Raw genomic sequence first — 20,443 nt, 5'->3', positions numbered from 1 at the left:
CGGTCCCCAAGATTGGCCACACAGAACCCGCGCCATCGCAACCGCTACCTGGCGCGCCGCAACGCGGCATTTCGCTTTTGCTCGACAGCGCGGCAAATGCAGGATGCCGCGATGGGCCGACGGGCGCCCATTCGTAGCGCAAATTGAGGGGCTCACTGGCGGCACCCAACCAGGACACAAGGAGAATCACAGATTTTCTGAGCCTCGCGAGCGATTTCGCGTGTGTTTCTTGTTGCTCTCGCCCTGGCTGGGTTTTTACTATCCAGGCCGCGGGACGGTCTCGGCCGGAGAACGTCCTACTAGACGTGCACCTCGGGCTCGCATAACAGAATCATTTTCAGGTGGCCAATGCTGGACAACGATTTATCAAAATCAGTGCGGTCGATTATTGAAACTAAGATTTTCATCAGTCACAGCGACAAGGACGAAGCGTACTATCTTACTTTACGCATGGCGCTTGAGCACGCTGGATTTAATGTGTGGGACACCTCCGAAATTTCGCCAGGTCGGTCTTTGGCCGAAGAGTTGCGCAATGCGATATACGAATGTCGATTGTGCGTATTCCTTGCGACCACTAAATCGATCGGGTCTCAATGGTGTTCGGCGGAACTCGGAGCATTTTGGGGGGCCGGCAAGCCAGTTTTGATTTTTTTGGCTGACTCAGACCTCGAAGATTCAGCCATCCATCCACAATTTAGAGGCGCCTTTAAAGCGACCAGGCCGGCACAATTGATCGACGCAATCAAAACGCTTGAACTCACGGTGTTTGGCTCGGTCTGCAAGAAGATCGAGTTTCGACAGGATGTGTACAAGGCGTGCAGAGGACTACTAAAGTCGGCAACTACGATACGCGACACCACGTGGGGAAAAAGAGCGCGCCTGACCGCAAAAAATGAAACAGCTGCGCGCGCTCTCTATCGCGAAGCGATCGATGAGTTTGTACAAGAGGGCAAGGACTATCGAGAAATATTGGCAAGTGGAGTGGGCAGAGAAGAGCACATTCAGGAAGCCCGGAAAAAACGAGAAGCTCACCCAAATTATTTATGCCGCACGTTATCTGCTGATATTTCGACATTCCCTATGGTCGACATTATGATCGCAGATAATAATCGGGTTTTGTTTTCTTATCCCGCTTCAGACAACCCCCGTCATGTTCAATACCTTTATGCTGAGTCAGAACTACTGGCGGCGTTGTTTACGCAGTACTGGTCCGACGTCTGGGAGTCATCCAAAGACGTGCTGGACAATTAGTTATGTGAGCATTCATCGTGGCACCGAGTAAGCGATAGACAACGCTGTTACCGTCAGTCGTGGAAAAGCTGGAATGCGCGCTGTCGCCGTCTATCCTGTTCGCATCACCGCCCGACGGCATATCTCATCGGCGGCAGCGGAACTGACCGCCGCTCCACGAGAGATCCCGTTCCAAGCTGCGCTGCAGCAACCACCCATCGCCCTATGTCCGACGTGGATTGCTGCTTTCGCGCGGAAAAAGTGACCACAGCCCCGCCCCACGCCGACCACAACCTTCGCCTGTACATCGGCGCCCCCTTCATCTAGGATCGACGATCAAGGTTTTAGCCGAAAACGTTACTGCCTAAATCATTAGCCGCCGGCGACCACTCGGCTGTAGAAATTTGCGAGGGCAAGATGTCCTTAGTTGAGGCTTCAGTCGCTCATGACGGGATAGAAGACTCGCCGATTCGAATATTCCTCAGTTATGCTCACGAGGACGACGAGATCGTAACTGTGTTTCAGCGCGCTTTTGACTTTCTGGAACGCGAGGTTGACGGCAACCTCCGCGTCTTCCGTGACCGCTCATCGATTCCACCAGGCGGATACATAAGCGAGCAAATCAAGGACGACCTCAGGCTTTCCGACTATCTGGTCGTTTTCTTCACGGGCATCACCAGAAAGAACGTATCTTGGAACGGCGTCGAGGTTGGCTTTTTCCAGGCGCTGATGGATGACGAGCGAAAGCGAACCGGAAAGACGACTCGTCGCATTGTCCCTATCTACTTTGACGAGCTGCCCCCAACACTGACGGACGTAAAGGGCATCTCGCTCCGGATTAGCTCTAACGATCTCAGTCGCCCCAAAGACGAGTACGTCGAAGGCCTTGCTACGAGGCAAGAAGACGAGGACGATCCTCTCTCAGAGTTCCTGCGGGAAGTAGCCAGGCGCGCCGAAAGCCGCTCAAGGCAGCGAGCGATGAATGAGAAGGACGCCGAGAAGAAGAAAAAACATCGGGACGAGACGATCGACAAGACAATAGTCCCACTGATCCTATCAGCGATGTACGACAGTTTGGGCGCGCGCATCGCCAAGCGATCAATCGAGCAGAGGCTCATCGAATTCCAGATCGAAGGCGGAGTTCTGACTAAGGGAGGCATCCCACCCGAAGCTCGCCTTGTTGAGCATGGAAAAGCGTTTTCACTTTTCAAGCTTCCGAATCGCGAAAGCGAAATCGAGTGGCAGCAATTTGCGATCGAGTTAACTGAGGCCGCCAAGGAAGACGCCCCTGTCATCATGCGGGCGATGGAACGCGTCTTCGACTCTGCGATCGACAACGTCAAGGCCATCGACAATGACCAACTCATCAGAGCGCCTGGCGATGGCGAACTATACCGAGTGCTGGTAACCACACATTTCGACTATTACAACGGTCGCAAGATCGTGCACATGTACTTCATCGAAAAGCTCAAGCGCAAGGAGTACGGATCAGAGGATACAACCATCGCACTCGCGTACTTGAACGTGGCGGCCCGCTATCGGTCGATTTTCCTGGAGCCGAAGAGCGAGCTTTCCGTGAGAGCCTTCAAAAACGAGAGCGAGAACAGCAAATTGCAGGATATGGTCATCCAGACCCAGCGCGAAATCGTCTTGATTGAGGATGAAGCCGAGCAGCTGAAGCTAGATAGTTTCGCGGCGAAGAGCGTCCTATGGGGCGCCCAGGCAGATCCCGAGGCGGCAAAAAAGGCCAAGTTGCAATGGCAGCAGGTCCGCTCGGAATTATTCGCCTCAGCAAACAGAGTGCTTGCCGCTAATCCCGAAGAGGCTGCTTTCGCGGAGGCAATAAAGAACTGGATGACGGTGTTGGAAAAATTTACGGCCGTCGCTGGGAAGATCAACGCGGATGTTGGCGGTCTCGCGTTGGCTAGATTGACGGAATTTTTCGCTCACTAGTTCAGGTGGCCAGCTTCATCTAGTGTCCATCTGAGCGCCGCAACGCCGGGGCTGTTGGCTGCCGCTCCCATGTGATATGATAACGGCGCGTGGGTGTCACCGCATCCAATTGAGATTTCAACTGCGCGAGGCTGAAATGATCGCGACGCTTCGCATTCAATTGTTGTTCCATTGGGAGTCAGATCAGGCGCGGCAGCTCGCAGGCCAGCTCTATCGGACGTTTTCAGCCCGTCCGATGGGCGATGGGCCACGCATCCCCGTGCGATACGGCCCGCGGCAAGTAGACGGGGGTCCGCCTCCGACGATTGACCTCGCTGCGGAGCGCGAGATCATCGTGATACTCGTCGACGAGAGAATGGCCCGTCGCGCACGCGAGAGCGACCGGGTTGTCGCCGACAAATGGGCTCAGATCGTCACCAACCTTCTTGGGCAGCACTCGCCGGCAGGCGCAAGCCCCCACCGAGTTTTGCCTGTAGCGCTCGACAGCGGCGCACTGCAGCTCGCACCGACGTTGGACTATGTAAGTTTCGTGCGGCTCGACGTACGTCAGGGAGACGAGAGAGAACGGCACCTTGTTTTGCATATCGCAGTTCGTGCCTTGCGGGCTCTGCAGGATCTGCCTCAAGCTGGCGGAAGACCTGCCGATGAGCTACCCGATATCCCAATCCGGCTATTCATAAGTCACGCTAAGAAGGATTTGCCTGCGGATCCAGCGGCGATAGCCGAGGGGCCCGTCAGAGCGATCCTAGCCACGTTGACCCAGTTGCCAGTCCAGGGCTGGTACGATAGCGCGGACATTCCGCCCGGCGGCCGCTTCCCGGATGAGATCCAGAAGGGCGTCCTTAATTCGAGCGCGCTGGTCGCTGTTCTGACGGACAGTTGGTCAAGTCGAGAATGGTGCCGACGCGAGCTGCTCGAGGCAAAGCTTGCCGCTCGACCGCTGGTGCTCGTGGATGCGATCGAGGCGCGGGTCATTCGGTTGTTTCCCTACCTCGGCAACGCGGTGACGCTGCGGTGGCGCGCTGCGATTGCAGCCTCCGAACCCATGGACGCCGCGTGGATTGAACGGAAGAAGAGCTGGGAAGCGGACGATGCCGCATTCGTGATCGAAGCGGCGCTGCTGGAAGCACTGCGTTATCAGCATGAACATCGTCGCTTGCTTCGCTCGATTGCCCCAAACGAAGTCGCACTTGGTACACCACCCGAGGCGCTGACGTTGGCCCATCTTCCCGCGGGTACGACACGAGTATGGTATCCCGACCCGCCGCTCGGCCGCGAAGAATTGGACCGCCTGCAGCCGACCAGCGCAACCAAAATCGACCTGACTACACCGCTCAGCGAACTTGCCCGCTGGAAGCGCCCCGCAGGAATTCAAACAGTTGCCGTCTCATTGTCGACCGCGCCGGATACGGACCTCTATGGCGGGAGTCCCGAGCACTTGGCAACGTTTGCCGACGATTTGGTGCTCTATCTGCTGATTGCCGGGCTTCGCGTCGCATACGGCGGCGTACTGGGCCACGACGGCTTGCAACAAGGCGCGATTGTGGGCGACGATATCAACTATGTGGAACGGCTGCTGGCGATGGTTCGCAGTCATTCGCTTCTGCTCAGCGGCGTCGCTGGAAAGCCGCCCGTTCCAATTGAGAATTGGGTCGCCTGGCCGATCCATTGCAAGTTTGACGATGCCGAATTTCGTAACTACGGCCAGGAAGCCACGCTCAAGGACCTACCGGCGCCGCCGGGCCTCGACGTCACGGCGCAAGAGCTGAACGCGAACTCAAACGGTTTTGTGCCGCCCGATACGCCGGCTCGACGCTACGCTTGGGCACGATCATTGACCTACATGCGAACCTGCATGCAGGGAGGAACCTCGGCGCGGATTGCAATGGGCGGCCGGCTCAAGGGCTATCAGGGCCTTTGGCCGGGTGTTTTGGAAGAAGGCGTCATCGCACTTCAGGCTGGCCAGCCTCTCTACTTGCTGGGCCTCTTTGGGGGCGCCGCACGGTTGCTGATCGACGCGCTGCGCGGAGAACCGCGCGAGGAGCTCACTAGCGCTTGGTTGTCTGCTCTCCCCGGCTCGGATGAGCTACGCCACGAATACGGACGTCGTAACCACAAGGTTCAAACGCCCGAGGATCTGGCGATCGAATTGAAGCAAAGAGGGACAGCTGGCCTGTCGGCAGTCCTCAACAATGGTCTTACAGAGGACGAGAATTCCGAGCTTGTCAGCTCGGACGATCCACAACGGATTGTAGCGCTAATTCTCAGTGGCTTGCGCAACAAGCTTGCCCCGTAGAAGGCTGCGCTTAGGTCCATTGGGATGTCGAGGCGAAAATTCTGACAGTATCCATCGGTTAAACGTATTGCCCCTTGTCCTCGGCGAACCCGCTTAGGTAGTGTCTTGTCATGACGTCACCTGATCGATCGAGGCACACGAAGAATCGTCTATCCTTGACACTGTGACGGTCGGCCGTAGAGCCTATTTTTAGCACCAGGGGGATTTTGTGACGCCAGACCAACTCGCCGCACACGATTTACTTTCTGAATTGCGTACCCGCATTGCGACCCAACGCCTGCCCTACCAGCATGGACTGGAGGCCAGTGCTCTCAAAAGCTTGCGGGATATATTCGACCACGCCCGAAAAGCGATGAAAGATCATCCCGGGTGTTCAAGGTTCGCGCAAGTCGCGACAAACATGCTGAACGTCGATCTTCGGCCATTCACCGCGAAATGGCATCGCGCACAAGCAGCAGGGCTGCTGGACTCGCGCGATGGAGCCAACGAGTTTAGGTATGAGCTCGATCGGGTCAGAGAGCGCCTGGTGATTTTCGCAGAAGAACTACAAGTCATGGCATATGGCGCGGTGACGCCCGACGCTGAAACACCGGATGCTCTATCCGAGAAAGAGATCGAGGAATGCTTTGAGCCTCTAAAGTTCGGCGTAGAAGCAAACTCTACCGTTGCGCAGTCGATCTTTGACGATGAGGCCAAGGAAATCGCAGCACGCCGGCATAACCGCGATCTACCCGCGAATACGGGCGCGGATGCAGTGGGTCTCGCACTTTCTGGAGGAGGCATTCGCTCGGCGACGTTTTGTCTGGGTGTAATTCAGGTGCTCGCCCAACGAGGACTGATGAAGTACGTCGACTATCTCTCGACGGTGTCAGGAGGCGGTTACACAGGCGCGTTTGTGACATCATTGATCGGAAGCGGTCAGGACTTCGACCAGCTCGCAAATCCGTACGGGCCCGATACCGATCCAGTGCGGCACGTAAGGCAAAACGCGAAGTATTTGAGCATTGTTGATTTGAAGAGCCGATGGACCATGGTCGTCGGTACGATTGCCGGCCTAATCTTAAACTGGTCGGCCCCTCTCGCTTTACTCTCTGGCCTGGCGATATTTACTTCCCTCTTATCCCTCCAGGTCGCATTTTGGGCGAACGCAAGTCTGGCGTTTGGCGGCCTTACCATTCTTGCCGTCATAATTTACGGAATCTCGCTCAAGTTCGGTCTGGCCAAATGGCCTAGGATGGCGATCGCCCTGGTCAGCGCAATCGCGCTGTGTCTCGTTGCAATTGCGATTTCCGAACTTGGATTCGCTCAATTCGAATCGATGCCCTACGCAATACCGATCGCTCTTACCGCAACTTTCTCTGTAGTCGCGACGCCGGTCGCAATCCGCTTTCTGCCAATCTTCCGAACGGAAGCCTATCGCCGCGTACTCTTTGGAGCCACCCTGTATGCCGCGGGCATTATCGTGCCAGTCCTTGCGCTCTTGAGCTTCTACGCCCTGCGACATCTAGCTGGTCAACCTACGGACGCTCATGCGCCATGGTGGACCTTGCTACATTATACTGATGGGTTTCTTGTACTTTTAACTGTTACTGCCGTCGCCGGCTTGTTTTCGGTATTTGTCCTCGACGTAAATCTCACGGGGCCGCACAAGCTTTACCGAGACCAGCTCGCACAGACCTTCATTTGGCCCTCGGGAACGACAGAGCTGGCACTCTCGGACATGAATCCGAACCAGCGCGCCCCTTACCACCTAATCAATGCAACCGTAAATCTGCCGTCGAGCCAAGAGCTCGTGCTTCGCGATAGAAAGGGTGATTTTTTCCTGTTTTCGAAGCACTGGGCAGGATCGACAGCGGTCAAATACAAGCGTTCGTCATGTTGGCAGGCAACGCGTAGTCCAATGGATCTGGCCACCGCAATGGCCATCTCCGGTGCTGCCGCATCGCCACAGATGGGCCTGGGGTCTGCACCTTCACTTTCGGCGCTAATGACCCTTCTAAACATCCGCCTCGGCTTCTGGATCGCAAATCCCCAAAAATTTTCCCCGATAACGCCGCCGGGATTTTCCTGCATCTTGAAGGAAATGACCGGATGGAGCATGTCGGAGAAACAAGCCTGGCTCAATGTTTCTGACGGCGGCCACATCGAAAATATGGGCTTGTACGAGCTCCTGCGTCGCCGTTGCAAATTCATCATTTGCGTCGACGGTGAGGCTGATCCCGATAGCACATTTCACGGGCAGTTGACCCTCGTAAGACACGCACAGATCGACCTAGGTGTTCGAATCGAACCCCACCTCGACGAAATGCGCCCCGATCCGAAATCCAGATACAGCAAGACGCACGCACAACTCTTCCGGATAAAGTACCCCGAGCGCAGCAAGGATATGCCGGCGGGCATGGGCTTGTTGCTTTACTTGAAGCTCTCCCTGACGGGAGATGAAGCCGAGCTACTGAAGCGTTATCGTTTGGTTCATCCAGACTTTCCGCATCAATCGACAATCGATCAGTTCTACGATGAGGAACAGTTCGAGGCTTACCGGCAACTCGGCGTTCATGTGGCAGAAGGCACGTTCGCGCCGGCGCTGGTGCCCCCCAAACCGACGCCACCCGACGTCCGGGAGTGGTTTCAACACCTAGCAGCCAACATGCTGGAACCATCAAGACGCTAAACAGGGCATCGAGATCGACGCCCTGGTCGATCTTTCCGTGCGCTTGCCCATCAAAACGTTTGGTCGCCCTGCAATACGCAGGACGACCTAAGAAATGCGACATCACACTGTACGTCGTCGGTCCATCTAGAACTGAACGAATTGCACTTCATGCTTCAGACGGCACGCGAAAGTCGCAGCAATTGACTAAACGCTACCATACGAGAGCGCATTTACCCTCATCGAGCGGAAGGAATGCGCCCCTCTTTGATACTTACGTAGTCGCAGCTTATTTGACCTGGTCATCAACATGCCCATTCCATTGAGAACACTTCGGCAAGCGGCTCTCGCATCGGCGCCAGTGAGAAAGTCCCTACGAGGAGCCAGAGCGCAGAAAGAGCGCACTGCCTTCTTATGTCACAGCACCAAGGACAACGATCTCGCGCGAGGTCTTGTGAACCTTTTGCAAGATTCCGAATGGCAAGTGTACGTTGACTATGAAGATGCGGCTCTCCCGGAGAGACCAGACCGCGAGACAGCTCGAAAGCTCCGGGATGCAATTCATGCGTCAAACTACTTCATATTCCTTGCGACCCCGAATTCAGTCAGATCACGATGGTGTCCGTGGGAGATTGGTTTCGCAGACGGTTGCAAGAACGAACGGTTGCAAGAACGAAAGCGAAATCTGGGTTGCGCAAACCATCGAGAACGGAACGGTATACGGAAGCGAATATCTGGACCTATATCGAAACTTGGACATTTCCAAAGCCGGCGCCCTAGCCGTCTGGGAACCCCACAAGACCGAAGGACGTTTGGTCAAGGGCCTATAACACCGCTCGGCTGACGGACTGCTCTGATGAAAGAAGGCGGACAGGCCCTTCGCGTGTTGCCAACTCACTCTACCTCACTTTCCATCGACAGTTGCCTTCGCTGCGTATAACATCCTTGGCGTTTTGCCAGGAGGAGCGGATGGCGCACATCTCTTCCCTTCCCGACTGGATGGCCGACGTCGGTCTGGACGGGCTTGAGATCACTGGCGATATACCGATACTTCGCGACGCCGCGCGATGCCTGAAGTATTCTCGGGCCCGTGCGTACGAATACGACGACATTGCGTTCGTTTTCGGATCCGCCCATTGCCAAGGGGGCCCGGTGCCCTTTGCCACCGTCCCTAGCGCGAAATTAGCGCATGCTATTGCACTGGACCACGATGGCAACTCAGCTGGTCCCGACCAACGTCGCCTGCTAGCGCACCGAGCGCTCGATCTTCCCGACGGGCATTTTCGATATGAATTCTTAGCCGGCGACAATCTTCTTCGCGTCTACCTTCCAGACGATCCAGCTGGAGCGGATTGGATTTACTCGTTGTCGGCCCCACCAGAATCGCTAGCGAAAGACTCTGAAGCACGCGACGCTAGCCGGAATCTAAGCTCAAGTATTTCCGCCGATTTGCCCAAGGTCGCATGGATAAGGCTGCCCGAAATCCTTGCAGGCGCCGGATTTGTTCGAGGCGGTCCCGCGCTCTTTGATAAGAGCTCAAGGGTCCTTAATGATGGATTCTATGTCTTTGTCTCCCACCGATGGCGGAACCCGCATCATCCCGATCCTGACGGTATGCAGGCGCGCCTCTTGTGCTGCCAGCTATTCGCAACTCTCATCGAGGCAATCGGGGTCGCGAATCTTCGTGGGCTCAAAGAACCGAGGCGTTTTTCTACGCTCCTTGGACGCCCGATAGGTCCGCAAGGATCAGAGTTAGCCGAGCGCATGATCGTGAACTTGCTTCGGCCGAATACGGAAGCGTCGCAGCTAGATCAATTGGCGACAGAATGCGCTGATCTTGCTGAGTTCGCACTTCTCGGCGGCACAGCGGCGGCGAAATCAGACGCCGCGCTCTCCGAAATCGCTCATTTGCTCTCGACACGGCCAGCGCTGAAGGGGTTAATCGAACGCATCCATGTTTGGTACGATTACAGCTGCATTCCGCAGGAGGCCTTAGAGCAGCCTGACGTCATCGATTCCGCTCTCGAAAGTCTTGCCGGTCTCCAGCTTCTCGGCTGTACAGTCGTCATGCTCGACGATCCTTTCGACTATCTCTCGCGCGCTTGGTGCACTCTCGAAATTGGGAATGCTGACGCATTTGGCAGCAATTATCATCTGCTGACCGGCTCTCACCGAGCTACCGCCAGCAGGGGGTTGAACGAACACCATTTCGAAATGCTGATGGAGGATCGGGTGCATCTGATATGGCGCGGCCTCCTCGACACCGTCGTCTTTAGAAGTCAGGACGCCGCGGAGTGCATGCGGCGCCTCGGTCTCGCCGTCACGAAGCCGACCGACCTGGTCAAACTCTTCGATCGACTTTCCCTTCTTCCGGCTCCAAGTAAGATACACGTGGATCGCTCCGAGCTGCTCACCGGCACGATGCCGTATCCCGCACTTTTCGGGGTTACGTCTCTGTCTAAGGCTTGGGGTAAGTCGATGGATATGCACCATTGGATAGCCGACTCTCAAGCTTACGATCTCGACCTTACCGAAGCGATGACCATTCGATCTTGGGGCAACGCCCTGCGGTCATCCTGGCGCGACTATCCATCTTTCGAGTCATCTGACCGTCCTCCGGTCGATCGAGGCTGCCATTTGGCGATCGTCGGGAGTTGCGAAGGCGAAGCGATACTTTGGGCTGCTGAATTTTCTCGACGAAGGACTGAAATTGAGGCAACGACCGGAATGCTCGTCACGTCCGTCTCATGGCTAGCGACTGATATTGCGCCAGTGGGGACACTTGCAGACGCTTGTCTTTCGTTCGCACCCGTATCTGCTGATCTTTGGATCGTGGCGTCTTTGTCTACTCGCTTCGAACAATGCGACATAACAAATCGCATCGTACGCGCGGCGCTCGCAACCGGTCACGAGATATACTTGCTCATGATCGACCGGCAGCGGGAAAATCTAAGACGAATTCCATCGCAAGTCGCGAAGCCCCGTAAGGGACAACCCCGCGAACTGCCGGCTTTTGCCGGCGGAGTGTTCAGCGCGGAGCTACGCAGCGTCGTCGAAAGTGTTGCGAGTTAGGGTCATGGTCAAGCTTTTCAAATGGCTCTCGAGCCTATTGAGGAAGAACACACTTGATCCCACGCAGCTTCGTACAGCATTGTTCGGGGCGGTCCTCACCAAGAACGTCGACCACTTGGAGCGCCTGTCGGCAGCATACTCTCGTGAGATCATAGCAAACTTCTCGGCTTGGCAGTCAGTGCCCGTCGAGCTGCGCGACAGTGAAGTCGCAATGCAGAACTGGGGTCGATGCCTTCTGGCCGTTGCCGAGACACTCGAAGGGCAAGGCCATTCCGAAGCCATGCAAATGCTAATCGGCGACGACGACCATCAAGAGGGATGGAAGGTACTCGAGCGGGGGATCTCGCGAGCAGACGCGCTTCATACGACAGGCCAATTTCGCGAAGAGCTCTCGGTTCTTACGGAGCTTGTGGCGTCCTTTTCTGGCGCAAGCGGCTCCTGGAACGGACGAACTCGCGCAAAGCTGTTTGCCTCCATTGCCACAGCACATCTCAAGCTCGGCGAATTGGACGACGCCTACAGATCGATGCAGCGCGCGCTAGACGAATGCGTCGGTTCTGGTGACGCTGAAGGAACTGAGGTCTACCGAAAGAACCTCGAATTCATCGACAGCAAACGACTTGTCGCCGGCCATGATCCTGAGTTTGCGAGACGTCTTATCGAGGCGCAACGACTAAGTGACTCCGGACAGTTCGCTGTGAGCAACGAACGGCTACAAGAGCTCCTTCATGAAGCGACGGAAGATCCCGACCACACCCGCTTCCTCGGCAAGATTTGGGGGTTGATGGGGTTCAACTTGTTCAAATCTCGCGATACGCTCGGCGCCCGCGCGTTTACGGCGAAAGCACTGGACGCTTGTCGTTCATCGAATGACGCGCATGGCATAACAATCTACGAATTCAACCTTGCCTTCATCGACAAGAACATCGGAACAGGTCAAAAGCGACCATGATCGCTTCGGAAGGCCGACAGGAGTAGCAAGGGCGACTAACTGATGTCACTGCCAACAAGCTCGATTGGCACTCGGCCTAGATTGCCTGTAGGGCGGCCTTCACTCGGATCCGGTGCAAGCGATAGCGACTGGTTTCAGCACGGGGCAATCCGAAATCTCGTAGCTGAGAAAGATATCAAGGGCTATGCAAGACGTTCCCTCGGGGATCGACTATCAACTTTAGGGTTTGCGCACATCTCTTACATTTTACGTTACATTCGTTTTTGGTGCTTGGAAACTCATTAAACGAGCCGCCCCCACTGGGCCGGTCGATCCGACAACACAATGCCGCATGGGCTAAAAGTGTGATCTAGATCCTTGCCCGCGCTGCAATCCGGTGCTCTGCTATCGACAAACTCGACCTCGGGTTGCGATTGCAATGGTGCTAACCACCTCCTCCAGTGAACCCGCCAAGGCTGAACGTCTGATGACGCGGCTGGTCGATCGTGTGTTCGGCTACGATTTCTTTCTCTCCTATAGCCGAGCCGACGGCATGCACCTTCCACAACGGCTCAAGGAGCGGCTCGAGCAGGCCGGCTTCCGCGTGTTTCTCGATCAAACCGAATATGTCGCCGGCGCTGACCTGCGGCGCGAGACGCGGCGACAGGTGCTGAAGAGCCGGAAGATTGTCGTCATAGGTCGCCCCGGCGCATTCCGCTCAGAATGGGTCAGGCGCGAGATTGATGTTGCCGAGAACAGCGAAGTCATTCCGGTGGTACTCAACCTCAACGGCGCGCTCGAGGCCGCGCCCGCGGACGCGCCGCTCGCAGTGATCGTGCGGAAGCACGACTGGTTGCGGCTGGTCGAGACACTTGACGACCCCGACGGCGAGCCGTCCGATCGGATCGTCCTAGAGTTGGTGCGCAGCTTCAATCACACCCGCCAGGAAACCAGGCGTCAGCGCGTTTTCGGCGCGGCTGCGTTGGTTCTGTTGATTACTGCCGGTGTCGCGAGTTGGCAGGCCGTGGCGGCCTATCAGGCACGGGACGAGGCATATCGAGCAAAGGACGAGGCCGAGCAGGCGAAGGACCGGGCCGAATCCGAAAAGGCACGCGCCGAGCGCGCCCTGCAACAGGTTGTCGGAACAGCCAATCGCAGCGTCCAGGCGATGGCGCTGCGGACCAGAAAGACTCGAGAGACTTCGGCCGCAGCGCCCGATGTACCGCCATGCGATCCCGCGCATTTTAAGGCTTACGATGATATCGCCGCAGCCGCACTGAAGGTCGGGGATTCGGACGCGGCCCTCGGCGCTCTGACGAATTGTCTCGTGGTCGTGCAGGCGCATGCCACCGCGGAGCCTGCCGCTTCAGATTGGCAGCAGGGTCTCGCCATTCTGCATCAGCGGATTGGTGAGCTCTCCCCGGCCTCCGCAAAGCAGCAACATTTCCAGCAATCAATCCTGCTGTGGCGAGCGCTTGCAGCCGAACCCGCGCAGCAGCCGCAGGCCGAGGAACAGCTTGGAACAGCGCTGATGCAACTCGGTGATTTCGAACTCTCAAACGGCGGTTCCGACGCCGCACTTGTGCTTGCCCAGGAAGGAGCCGCCCTGTTCGATCGGCTCGCCTCAGCCGCGCCGACGCGTCGCGATCTGCGCGGCGCACGGGCGGTCGAATACCAGCAGATCGCGGACGCCCTGCTGAAAGCCGGTAAGGCCGAGGATGCATTGGTTTGGGCAGACAGGGATCTGGCCACCTACGGTGATCTTTCCTTCGTCGCCTATGCCGATCCTGGCAAGCAGCGCGACGTGGCGTCGAGCTATGACCGCCGCGCGCAAGCGCTGGTGCTACTCGGCAGGGACAAAGACGCCCTCGATCTCTTTGAAACGGGAACGAAATTGCTGGAATCGGCAATCGCCGCGGACACGGTTCAACCCGAGTGGAAACGGGATGCCGCGGCGATACACGAGCGCATGGGAAAGCTGCTCGGGAAACTGGGCGAACCAGACCGGGCAATAGATTCCTTCTGGCGGGCGCTTGCCATTCGCGAGGGAATGGCGATCTCAGTGGAAGATCCAAGCTGGCTCGCAGAAGTGACGGAAGCTTACCGACGTTCCAGCGAGCTCATGCTGCATATCGACAGAGTCGCTGAGGCGCTCGAAATGGCCGAGCAGTATCTGCTCGCGGCCAGCATCAATGCGGACGCCGACAAGGACAAGGCAACGCGGATGCGTCGCGCGCTGGGTACGGTGTGCTGGTCAGCGACCAATGGAGCGGGCGATCGCAGGAATCTCGATCGCGCGGTACGGGTCGGCAAATGGGCGGTCGATCTCTCGCCGCGACTCGACTGGGTGAGTCTCAACTATGCGCATGCCCTGATGCTCTCCGGCGCGCACGACGCTGCGAGGGACATCTATCACCAGATCGACAAGGCATCGGTTGAGGAGGCGAAGAGTTTGAAGGAGCAGGTTGTCCGGGATTTCGACGCTCTGAAGCGGCGGGGATATGGTGACGCCATGATGGCGGAAATCCAGGCTGGATGGGGAATGTGAGGCCAGGACGATCGACGAACGAAGTCAGGCGAAGGAGGAAGCGATGAAGGTGCATCAGGCTGTGCTCTGCGCGGCGATTGGACTCGTTGCAATTCCATTACCCTCGTACGAGGTCGCGGCACAGGAATCCAAACTGGCGCTGATCCGCATGGCGCCCGCCGAACTCGCTGCCCATGGGATCTCAGTGCGAGAGCTGCGCACGCCGCCCTTCCCCAACTCCTGTCAAGTCGCCGGCAATCCTAGGCTTTCGGTTTCGAACGAATTCCTTGCGCATTTCAAGGCACGTGGCTTTTCACTGGAAAGCCTCTGCCTCGGCATCAGTTCGCATATTCATTTCGATCCGGAAACCGGCAGGCAACTGCCGCTGGTGCACCTACCTGAGCTCGCCCGCAGCCGGAGCGCGAACATTCCGCTGAACCTGCCTGATTGCTTCCGAAACGCGGTGCCGTATCTAGAATGCAACGTCAAATATGACACTTGGGAATTCTATCGACTAAAGCCTGACGAAATCGATCGACAGTCCGCGATCAAGCTCGACGCATTGGTACGCAAGTTTATCGAAAGCAGGCAGTTTTCGGGAGTCTTCCAGATCCAGGCGCTCGGACAGGGGATCTTTGACAGCCGTTACGAATGGCTGCTGGCATCGCCTGCGTTGCAACACGGCTACGGATATGCGCTGCATGGCCCAGAAGGCGATGACCCCGAGTCGGAGGAGGTCGATCTAAGCACCTACCGAAAGAAGGTCGACGTCGGATTACCCTGGAACGTCAGTCGCTGAAGCGCGGCAGAGTTAGAGCAAACCTGCAGCACTGCGATGACGGGCGCTTGCGTAGGTTTAGGCTTCGGGCGCTGAAGCACCAGCAAAGGAGGACGTTGGAGAGGAAGAGACTCTCATCCTCGACAATCGATGCTATCGGCGGCCAATATGGGCGAGCTATTGGGAAGCCGATGATTGATCGCTTGATGCGCTCCCACCGTCTCCCACTCAGAGGGTCTCCCCTCTCGATTGGCATTGGGCTTCGATTACCGATAGGGGCGTCTTTGAGAACAGCGTGGAACAAACCGGTCGTCAGGCATCAGCTCATGCCACTCGTCCCTGCCAAGATCACGGTTTGCTTTTGAGCACGCGAGCCCTATCCATCGAGCCAGATCGAGCGTCCAGGATTTGACAGACCCGTCGCCGCTAGAGGTGATTACGCGGCGACGCTTTTCATCGACATACAACGCACTGACCTCACTCGAGCCGGCGCTCAGTATGCCAGCAAAGCGGGAGTCTCGCCTGGACCAGGTCAAGACGCGACCGTCGTGATCTCCGACCGCGAGCAAATCAGCGCCCAGGGACATAGCAGAAACGCTACCTGCAGCTTGCCTTGCTTGCAGAACTCGCTGATCGGCAGGATTTCCAGCCCCGGTAAGTACGACCGTGCGGTCAGCACCTCCGCCGCCTGACCCGAACGACACGATTGTGTTGCCGTCTTGAGAGTAGGCAATGCCGGCGACTTCTGACGTGTGGGCATGGTGTGGCCTGCCTACTGTCGTCCAGACTTCGTTCGTCCGGCTATACTGGCTGAGCATGCCATCTTTCATTCCGATCGCGATCCGCTGACCATCTCGATCCAGAGCGATTGAACGTGCCGCCGCTGGCGGACGGATTTCCGCCTCCGCATCCTCCGGCGTGCCGACACGATAGATAGAGACCACTGTTCCATCCTCCCGGATAGCAGCCACAGTTCGGCCATCACCGCTGATCCCGAGTTCATCCGGAGCTGTACCGCCGCCAGGCCGAAGCACCGTCGTCGCGGCATTTGCACTGGCCACACTCGTCGTAAGGATCGCTCCGCCGGAAGTTGTCCAAGCGATCCGCGAGCCGTTATCGTCTAACGCGACCGATGGGATCGACGAAATAATTTCCTCGAACCCGGTGGCATCTGTTTCTGCGCGCTTAAATACCTTGCCGGAGCGGCCCGCAATTTCACTTTCGGAGACGAGATCCAACAACGTTGTCCAAGCGCTCCCCTCCAAGCGACGAAGTTGCGCTTGGCTCTGGTCCAGAGAGATAGCTATCACAGCACCATTCGAGTTCACCCGGATCGCACTCGGTGCAGGGTTCAGTTGGGGCATCTCTTCATATGGTCCCTCCCGGCCAACCAGATCCCAAAGCGCGGCCGTGCCGTTTGAGGATGCGGAGAGCAGTTGCTTGCCGCTCTTGCCGAACGAGATTGCTGTGACGGAATCGGAATGCCCGCGCAGGGGGGCATCGTCCGTTGCGTGCTGCGTGACCGCCTCAAATAGTCTTATGACTCCTGCCGAATCTCCGATGGCAATCTTTCCCGTCGACGGCTCGATGGCAGCCGCGGTAGCCAACGGCACCGTATCGCCACCTGATGGCTTCACCAGACTTCCATCCGACGCGTTGAAATAGAGTAAGTGTCCATAGCGACTAAGCACTATGAGCGAACCATCTTTTAGATATCCTAGTGCAAGTATGCCGCCCTCGACGTGCGGGTAACGATCGACGACGGACAATGTGTCTGTGTCTACGGTCAAAACGATCCCTGCGCTCGTGCCAAACGCGAGGCGTCGGCGCGTCGGGTCGAACGAGATAGCTTCGATCCTTATGCCATCGCCCTCGTCTATTTCGTGTAACAACGTCCCATACCGGGCGTCGAGGATCGCGAGACGACCAGCCCCTGTTCCCACGGCCACCAATCGCTTCGACGGGTCGTAGGCAAGGACGCGAACCCGTCTTTCCCGCACGGTCGGTACCTTGGGGTCTGCCTTGAGCACCGGGTTGACGACTCCGCTGCGAAGCCGATCGACCCGCCCATCTTCGCGCCCTAGCCAAGTCCCCTCCTCACTCGTCGCGACGGAAGTGACGGTCTCACGAGAGACCGCCTCAACGGCGTCCGCCGAATTCTTTCCCGGAGAGAGAACGCGCAATCCCTCGTCTGTAGCCAAAACATAATCGCCCGACGAACTGAGGGCTACCGACTCGATATAGCTACCAGAATTAACGATGCGCTTGAGGAAGCGGAATTCCTGGAGTTGCTCGATCAGTGCTCCACGGGCCTCTGGAGTGTCGGCAACCAGCAGCGCGCGAGCGCCGATCGACAAGGCTCGGTCGGCCCCCGCTGCATCCCTCGCGATCATCGCCAGTTGCCGCGAAACCGACGCCTGGCGTCGCTGCTCAGCCACAAGATAGTTTGAGATAGCGATGGTTGCGGCGGCAAGCAAGACCGCTGCGGTTCCGACCGCCGCCATAGCCAGTCGGCGCCAGTAAACGCTCTGCCCTTCACGCGAGGAGCTGAGAAATTCGCTCACGCCAGCTACGTCCATGGCGTCGGGATTTTCCCGAACCATCGCCTCAGCTTCCGCAAGCTGCGCTCCGGAATACAGAATGCTCGAGTCCGATCGCCCTGATCGTTGCCAACGTTCGGCGTCTCGCCGGACTTGATAGGGCGTCAATCTCGCTGGACCGCGGTATCCTAGCGTCTTGCGTCCCGTGAGCGCCGCTTCCAACTTCTCAAGGCTGTCCTTATCGTCAGCGCCCTTGGTAAAGTCGGCCCAGTTGATCTCCTGAAAGAGCCTCCCCGAACCGAGCTTCGCGGACTCGATCAACGATAGGTCCGGAAGGGCAACCGGGATGATCCTGAATGATGGATCGCGACGGTAGCGCGCCATCGCAAGCTCCGCCTCCCAGAGATGGGTCGGCCCCCAACCATTGCCACCAAGGAAAATTGCGCAGACCGTGCAGCGCTCCATCGCTTTCTCGATCCAGGGGATGAAGGCTTCGCCGGTCGGAATTGCAAAGACATCGAGAAAAAAACTCGTTCCGAACTCAAGCTCCAGTACGTCGGCAAGCCGTCGGATAAAGGCCTTGTCGGCGTTGTTGTGACACAGAAACACCAAATCGCCGGGATCGCTGGATCCCTGCCGCTTGGCGCGGATCTGGAGTGCTTCCTGAGTCATGACGCCAAGTAGTTGCCCCCTCTAAGCGGAGATAGGCAATCTCCGACCACCCTAGAGATTCCCGCAAGGCGGATCTGTCCACTGCCGGCGTCTACACACCCATCAATGTCCCGCCGCGACAGCCGCCCCGTCAATCCAGGCGCCAATATTCTTTGCTCCCGAACCGCCAATGTAGTCGTAAACCGACGCATTCGCCGAAAGCGGCATGACCCAGCCGGGGGCAGGATCCGCAAGCCATCTCGGGCGGCTCACCGGTAGTGTATACTCGCCGTATCGGAGCCAATCGAAGACATATTGCAGGCCGTCCCAGCGTGTCTTCTTCTCAAAGAGATAGTAGGTCGGATTGGTCTGCAAACTCGATTGCACCTTGCCAACACCAAGCCAGTTCAACGGATTTTCGCCGAAGGGATGAGGAATGCGGAGTTGATGATGGTTCAGGCCATTCACGTGCACGGCGAGGAGACCACGCCCATCGATGATTGCGCGGGCAATCTCGTACCGCACCCAACGGCGAGCCCAAGTATCGGTGCCAACCAGAACGCAGACGGCCGAACTGTTTTTTACCCCGTCGCGGAGCAGGTCCTTGATTGCATCATCGCCGTACCGCTTTTTGCTCTCCCATAGGCTGTTGTCGTAGAAGCCTTCGATCTCACGACCTGAGTCAGACGCGGACTTAACAAACTCGCCGGAGAGCCGAACATTATTAACGCGCATGATATCGGCATGATGGAATGAGAAGAAAACGCGCCGCCGCTTTGCCTGAGGGATGCCCAGGATGGATCCGAGTGGCAGACCAGACGGCTTCGGCGGTTTGATTGATCCCGCAAGCGTATCCTGCGACCTCAAGGCCCCACCCATGATCGCTCGAATCAGCGCATTCCGGCCATCAAACAAGCTACTCACCTAGCGTTTCCTTTCCAATAAACCACATAATCTACAACCACAGCAAGATTCGCGCGAATCGCCCCCGATCGAGATTGCCTCAGCCAGCAAATGGGAAGGACCTGCGAGATGATCAAGATAACCGGCTTCGACGGACTTTCCCGCACACTTGAGGAGGCGTCGACGGCATTGAAAGACTTAGACGGCCAAATCGGTACCGTAAGCTTTGACCCCCACGATCCAGCGAGCATTGAAGCGGCGATCACGGAGATTTCCCGGCTCGTGGATGAAAAGATGGGCGACGCCGCATCGAATCCCTTTGTGGCGCAGCTGACCGACGGGATGAAGGAAAGCTACCGACAGGGCATCCTTGACAAGGCCGCGGAGGCGCGCACGGAAAGCGACGATATATGATCGATCGTGGGAACGACCTATTCAAGCAGATCAATAATGCGGTACTCGACCTGCAGAATGCTCACCTGCAGTCATACCCAAGACCGCTCAAGAACCTGGCCCGCCTGTTAAACCATCCGGACCTTGCTAAGGCCAACGAAGCCCTGAAGCTCGATGTCGATCTCGACGCGTTTTTGGCCAAAAGTGAAGAGTCTCAAGGCGGCATGCTCGGAAGCGCAGAGCCCGCTTGGCCCGACGATTCATTGAAGGTGCTCGGTCTATCGCTGTTACTAATCGAAAAATTCGCCGCGACCCCTGAGGAAATGGCAGACTTCGGGCACGTCTACTTCCATTCCGGAAGCACGATTATGGCGGGCGTGCAACAGGTGACCCGCCAGGTCATCATTCCGTTCGTTCGTGACTATAAAACATACGTCTTAAACGGTGGATCCTCACCTGCGAAACTGATCTTGCCGCTATCGGAGAAGGTATTCATCGTCCATGGCTAGGAAACGGATC

13 protein-coding genes are annotated in these 20,443 nt (G+C 57.2%); 11 read left to right on the top strand and 2 right to left on the bottom strand.

Annotation, left to right across the window (positions count from 1 at the left end):
• Positions 1–348 precede the first annotated feature (348 nt).
• The 9 genes from OC450_RS05090 to OC450_RS05055 all read left to right on the top strand — a co-directional run bounded on the left by OC450_RS05090 (position 349) and on the right by OC450_RS05055 (position 15,458).
• Positions 349–1,251: a toll/interleukin-1 receptor domain-containing protein gene (locus tag OC450_RS05090; protein ID WP_262047315.1), complete on the top strand. Its 903-nt coding sequence runs from the start codon at positions 349–351 to the stop codon at positions 1,249–1,251.
• Between the two features lie 396 nt (positions 1,252–1,647).
• Positions 1,648–3,183 (top strand): toll/interleukin-1 receptor domain-containing protein, encoded by a 1,536-nt coding sequence (locus OC450_RS05085; RefSeq protein WP_262047314.1) that lies wholly within the window; start codon positions 1,648–1,650, stop codon positions 3,181–3,183.
• A gap of 136 nt (positions 3,184–3,319) precedes the next feature.
• On the top strand, positions 3,320–5,479 hold the full coding sequence (locus tag OC450_RS05080; RefSeq protein ID WP_262047313.1) for a TIR domain-containing protein: 2,160 nt from the start codon (positions 3,320–3,322) through the stop codon (positions 5,477–5,479).
• A 208-nt stretch (positions 5,480–5,687) separates the two neighbouring features.
• Positions 5,688–8,150 carry a patatin-like phospholipase family protein gene (locus OC450_RS05075; RefSeq protein ID WP_262047312.1) on the top strand — a complete coding sequence of 821 codons (2,463 nt, stop codon included), beginning with the start codon at positions 5,688–5,690 and terminating at the stop codon, positions 8,148–8,150.
• A 289-nt stretch (positions 8,151–8,439) separates the two neighbouring features.
• Positions 8,440–8,973 carry a toll/interleukin-1 receptor domain-containing protein gene (locus tag OC450_RS34385; RefSeq protein ID WP_410050495.1) on the top strand — a complete coding sequence of 178 codons (534 nt, stop codon included), beginning with the start codon at positions 8,440–8,442 and terminating at the stop codon, positions 8,971–8,973.
• A 125-nt stretch (positions 8,974–9,098) separates the two neighbouring features.
• Positions 9,099–11,201, top strand: a complete 2,103-nt coding sequence (locus OC450_RS05070; protein ID WP_262047311.1) for a hypothetical protein — start codon at positions 9,099–9,101, stop codon at positions 11,199–11,201.
• A gap of 4 nt (positions 11,202–11,205) precedes the next feature.
• Entirely contained in the window at positions 11,206–12,153 is a 948-nt protein-coding gene (locus tag OC450_RS05065; RefSeq protein WP_262047310.1) for a hypothetical protein, read from the top strand.
• Between the two features lie 466 nt (positions 12,154–12,619).
• Positions 12,620–14,680: a toll/interleukin-1 receptor domain-containing protein gene (locus tag OC450_RS05060; RefSeq protein ID WP_262047309.1), complete on the top strand. Its 2,061-nt coding sequence runs from the start codon at positions 12,620–12,622 to the stop codon at positions 14,678–14,680.
• Between the two features lie 43 nt (positions 14,681–14,723).
• The gene (locus OC450_RS05055) at positions 14,724–15,458 is read left to right on the top strand and encodes a hypothetical protein (RefSeq protein ID WP_262047308.1); all 735 of its coding nucleotides are present in this window, start codon (positions 14,724–14,726) and stop codon (positions 15,456–15,458) included.
• A 245-nt stretch (positions 15,459–15,703) separates the two neighbouring features.
• Here the strand turns inward: OC450_RS05055 and OC450_RS05050 are convergent, their stop codons facing one another.
• The gene (locus OC450_RS05050; protein WP_262047307.1) at positions 15,704–18,649 is read right to left on the bottom strand and encodes a toll/interleukin-1 receptor domain-containing protein; all 2,946 of its coding nucleotides are present in this window, start codon (positions 18,647–18,649) and stop codon (positions 15,704–15,706) included.
• Between the two features lie 102 nt (positions 18,650–18,751).
• Positions 18,752–19,552, bottom strand: a complete 801-nt coding sequence (locus OC450_RS05045; RefSeq protein ID WP_262047306.1) for a TIR domain-containing protein — start codon at positions 19,550–19,552, stop codon at positions 18,752–18,754.
• 108 nt (positions 19,553–19,660) lie between these two features.
• On the opposite strand from OC450_RS05045, the gene OC450_RS05040 reads away from it, so the two are divergent.
• Together OC450_RS05040 and OC450_RS05035 are read left to right on the top strand one after the other, a co-directional pair.
• Positions 19,661–19,945, top strand: coding sequence for a hypothetical protein (locus OC450_RS05040; RefSeq protein WP_262047305.1), 285 nt, complete (start codon positions 19,661–19,663; stop codon positions 19,943–19,945).
• Positions 19,942–20,433, top strand: coding sequence for a hypothetical protein (locus tag OC450_RS05035; protein WP_262047304.1), 492 nt, complete (start codon positions 19,942–19,944; stop codon positions 20,431–20,433). Before OC450_RS05040 ends, OC450_RS05035 begins: the two co-directional genes overlap by 4 nt.
• Positions 20,434–20,443: the final 10 nt, after the last annotated feature.

Source organism: Bradyrhizobium sp. Bra78 (assembly GCF_024519855.1).
Lineage (GTDB): Bacteria > Pseudomonadota > Alphaproteobacteria > Rhizobiales > Xanthobacteraceae > Bradyrhizobium > Bradyrhizobium japonicum_G.
The sequence above is the reverse complement of the archived record's forward strand: the minus strand, read 5'-3'. Positions and strand labels throughout refer to the sequence as shown.